At 61.4% G+C, this 4012-nt stretch carries 5 protein-coding genes and 1 pseudogene; 2 read left to right on the top strand and 4 right to left on the bottom strand.

Features of this window, described 5'->3' with window-relative positions:
* A pseudogene (locus HX803_RS32920) lies at positions 1 to 111 on the top strand (terminase); the annotation flags it as partial.
* A 3-nt stretch (positions 112 to 114) separates the two neighbouring features.
* Here the strand turns inward: HX803_RS32920 and HX803_RS31845 are convergent.
* The 3 genes from HX803_RS31845 to HX803_RS31835 all read right to left on the bottom strand — a co-directional run bounded on the left by HX803_RS31845 (position 115) and on the right by HX803_RS31835 (position 2087).
* On the bottom strand, positions 115 to 912 hold the full coding sequence (locus HX803_RS31845) for an acyl-CoA thioesterase II (RefSeq protein WP_178926038.1): 798 nt from the start codon (positions 910 to 912) through the stop codon (positions 115 to 117).
* Between the two features lie 90 nt (positions 913 to 1002).
* Complete coding sequence (locus tag HX803_RS31840; RefSeq protein WP_178926037.1) at positions 1003 to 1764, bottom strand: CHAD domain-containing protein; 762 nt, start codon at positions 1762 to 1764, stop codon at positions 1003 to 1005.
* A gap of 44 nt (positions 1765 to 1808) precedes the next feature.
* Positions 1809 to 2087 (bottom strand): hypothetical protein, encoded by a 279-nt coding sequence (locus tag HX803_RS31835; RefSeq protein WP_010176194.1) that lies wholly within the window; start codon positions 2085 to 2087, stop codon positions 1809 to 1811.
* A 217-nt stretch (positions 2088 to 2304) separates the two neighbouring features.
* Here HX803_RS31835 and HX803_RS31830 point away from each other — a divergent pair, with 217 nt between their 5' ends.
* Positions 2305 to 3342, top strand: a complete 1038-nt coding sequence (locus HX803_RS31830) for a patatin-like phospholipase family protein (protein ID WP_178926036.1) — start codon at positions 2305 to 2307, stop codon at positions 3340 to 3342.
* Positions 3343 to 3430: 88 nt separating this feature from the next.
* Here HX803_RS31830 and HX803_RS31825 read toward each other — a convergent pair.
* Positions 3431 to 4012 (bottom strand): winged helix-turn-helix domain-containing protein (locus HX803_RS31825; RefSeq protein WP_178926035.1); only part of this gene is annotated, 582 nt, incomplete at its 5' end.

Below are 4012 nucleotides of genomic sequence, written 5' to 3'. Positions count from 1 at the left end.
GATCGTAAAGATGCGGTGCAGCGCCTGGTGGTCGAGCAGTTTGTGACCTTCCCACGCTTTGTATTAAGCGGCGGCTGGTGGCGTGCCTGGCGGCAACGCCATCGGCACTGAAACTCAGGCGAACACCACCACGGTCTGGCGGCTGATGGCGATCAATTCGCCGGTCGGGCTCCACAGCGCGGCTGCGGCGTGGCCGTAGCCGTCGCGGGCGTGCTCGATGTTGACGTAGTACTGGCACCAGTCGACGGTCGTCAGGTCTTGCAGGGGCTGGATGAACTCGATGGTCCAGGTCAGCGTGCTGCCGGGCGCGGGCTTTTTCAGATGGGGAAGCAGGGCCGGGGGCCAAGCGTCGACCAGGGCCAGGATATGCGACTCGGTCAACGGTTCTTCCTTCACATCGCCGCGCAAGCGTACCCAACCGCCCATGTCGCGAGATTTATTGCCGGTAAACGGCAGCCCGCCGACGCTCCAACGCATTGCTACGTGTTTCATGAACTCAGGCGTCACGCCCTTGATGTACGGCAGCTCCTGGCATTCATCCCAATGCTTGAAGGTCGGCGGCGCTTCACTGGCCACATCAATCTCTGACTCGCGGGATGCGCCAAAACTGGCTTGCACGAGGGTCGCCACTTCACCGTTCTGCACCACGCGACCCAACAATTGGCTGACGGCCTTGCCTTCGCGCAACACTTCAACCTGATAACTGGCGGGAACATCCGCTGTCACCGGGCCGACAAAGGTCACGGCCAATGACCGCAAAGGCCGGCCATCCGGCACCTTGGCGCGCAGGGCTTCGTACTGCAGTGCGGCGACCAGGCCACCAAAGGTTGCGCGCCCCTGAGCCCATTCGGCGGGGATGGTGACATCCAGCGGGTTGCGACGGGCAGCGTCGAGCAAATCACTAAAGCGCATGGCGACCTCACATCAGCTAAACAGATGGGGGGATGTTAACCATCGCGCCCTTGCGATACAGCGCCTATTCCGGCCAAAAACCGGACCGCTTCAGAAACAATCGGCGCTGAGCTTTTCCAGCACCCTGTCGGCCTGCCCTTCGGCCTTGGCCATGGTGCGATGCCAGGTCGCAACACAGGGCTGCAGGTCCGGTTGATGCTGGGCCTGAGCCAACCACTGCCAGCAGTCATGCCAATCACCGAGGGCGCCCTGGGCTTTTTTCAGTCGGGACATGGCGTTGGCGGGGAGTTTGTCCAGCTCGGGATAGGCTTCGGCGGCGTAGCGCACGCGCTTGATCAGCAACCGCAGGCGGTGGCGATCGTGATCTGGGTCTTTGAGTGCTTCATCGAGTTTCTGCCATTGCTTGGCCAAGCGTTTCTCGATGCGTGGGCGCAGCCCCTTGAGCAGCTTTTGATGCTCAGAGGCACGGAGAAAGCGCGGGAAGGCATCCAGGATGAGCAGCAGGTGAGCCAACTCCGGGCTTTGCGCCACGTGCCGATACGCATCGGGTTGCAAGCGCAAGCGCCGGTCTGCCGCCGCGTGATGGCCGTGCTGATGCAGATACGCCGCCAGGACCTCTCGGTCCCGCAGCGGCGTGGTGATCTGGCCGACCGTACTAGCCGCCAATTCAAGCTGCTCGACACCCGGCAGCCCGCGCAATGGGCGAAGGAGGCTGCGCAGGCGCCGCACGGTGGTGCGCAGGTCGTGCAAGGCTTCATCGTCGGTGACGGCGGCGAGGCGAGCCTGGCAGCTCAGTAACCCTACTTCCAGGCCAATGACCTGAGCGACTAACTGATCGACCAACGCTGACATCCCTTCCTCCCCTGACGATGAAGATCCCTGATCACGGCGACAGGTCAACGCCCGGCGCGCGACTCACGAATATAGAACCGCGCTTTCTCGGCCTTGTTGGAGCAGCCTTCAAACGCTTCGAATTGCTGTTGGGTCTTGGCACCGGTCAGCAAGGACAAGGCCTTAGAGTAGCTCACAGTGCCGGCAAAGCCTTCGGCCTTGGCCAGGTCCAGTTCATGCCACGCGGCATCCAGTTGCGTGCCGCAGCTGTCGCGGTACGCGGTTTTCCCGGCACAACCGGCCAGGGCCAACACGATCACAGGCACACACATCCAGGCTTTCATCGATGACACCTCAAATAAAGAAAAACAGTCGTACGTTGTAGACGTTGCCTACAAGAAAAAGTGCCTTGTCTGTCAGCCCCAAATCAAAAGCGTCTATCGCCAGAGCATACCCGAGCACCGCGCCCCGCCAGCAAAAATATTACCGCCCCAGGCGAAGATTGAAGGCGCCCCCTCAATGGGTGCATTGTGGGCACCTGCCTTGGGGAGGACATGGACCATGAAAAAACGTGTTGCCTTGGTATTGGGCTCCGGAGGGGCCCGAGGTTACGCCCACATCGGAGTGATCGAAGAGATCGAACGGCGCGGCTATGACATCGCCTGTGTCGCCGGTTGTTCCATGGGGGCCGTGGTCGGCGGGATCTACGCAGCCGGCAAACTGGAGGATTATCGAAACTGGATTGAAAGCCTCGACTACCTGGATGTGCTGCGCCTGGTGGACGTGAGTTTTCGCCTGGGGGCGATTCGTGGCGAGAAGGTCTTCGGGCAGATCCGCAAGATCGTCGGCGAGATCAACATCGAAGAACTGCGCATCCCCTACACCGCCGTCGCCACCGACCTCACCAACCAGCAGGAGATCTGGTTCCAGGAAGGCTGCCTGCACCAGGCCATGCGCGCCTCGGCCGCCATCCCCAGCCTGTTTACGCCGGTGATGCAAGGCAACCGCATGCTGGTGGACGGCGGCCTGCTCAACCCGCTGCCGATCGTGCCGGTGGTGTCGAGCCATTGCGACCTGATCATTGCGGTCAACCTCAACGCCACCAACCAGAAACACTATCACCTGCCGGTGATCCAGCGCCCGCCTGCGTTCAAGAGCCGCTTCAACAGCCTGGCCAAATCCCTGGGCTCGCACCTGCCCTTTCGACGCAAGCAGGCCGAGCAACTGATGAAGCTGGAACAGGAAGCCTTGCAGGCTGAAGCGGCAGAGATCAACCCGTGGCTGGAATCGGCCGAGCCCGAATCCCAGCAACCCGCCGCCGCGCCGGAAAAAGCCGGCGCGCCCAAGTCGGCGACCGGTTCGTTCATCATCGACAACGTGGGGCCCGCTTCACTGCTTGACCTGATCAACCAGAGTTTCGAGGTGATGCAGACGTCCTTGGCGCAGTACAAGATTGCCGGTTACCCGCCTGATGTGTTGATCAACGTGCCAAAGCGGGTGTGTCGGTTTTTTGAGTTCTACAAGGCGCCGGAGTTGATTGCGTTGGGACGGGAAATTGCCAGTGATACCTTGGATCGGTATGAGAGTGAGCAACACTGAGAACTTCGGTGTTGCTGATGACGCCATCGCAGGCAANNCGAATGTGGGGTGGCTTGCCGGCAATAGCGTCAGGCCAGACACCACAAACCTATGCGTTCAACAACCGATACCCCACCCCCGCCTCGGTCACGATAAAACGCGGCTGTGTCGGATCATCCGCCAGCTTCTGACGCAAATGCCCCACCACGATCCGCAAGTAGTGGCTGTCCTCGGTATGGGTCGGGCCCCAGATGTCCTTGAGCAATTGCTGCTGGGTGATCACACGGCCAGGATGCCTCGCCAGTTGCGCCAGCACCGCGTACTCCTTGCGGGTCAGGGCGACTTCAACACCGTCCAGCATCACCCGGCGATAGGCCAGGTCCACCGTCAGCGGGCCAAAATTCAACGCGGCTTCCTGGGCCTCCCCGGCCGGAGCCTGGCGCAATAGGGCACGTACGCGGGCGAGAAATTCCTGGATGCCAAACGGTTTAGTCACGTAGTCATTGGCGCCGCTGTCCAGCGCCTCGACTTTCTGCACTTCACTGGCCCGCACCGACAACACCAGCACCGGCACCGTCGACCACTCGCGAAACTCGCGCAACACCTGTTGCCCGTCCATGTCCGGCAAGCCCAGGTCGAGCACCAGCAAATCCGGCTTGCTCAACGCTGCTTGCGCCAGGCCTTCGTTGCC

This window comes from Pseudomonas sp. P7548 (assembly GCF_013386585.1).
Lineage (GTDB): Bacteria > Pseudomonadota > Gammaproteobacteria > Pseudomonadales > Pseudomonadaceae > Aquipseudomonas.
This window is presented reverse-complemented; position numbering and strand designations above follow the sequence as displayed.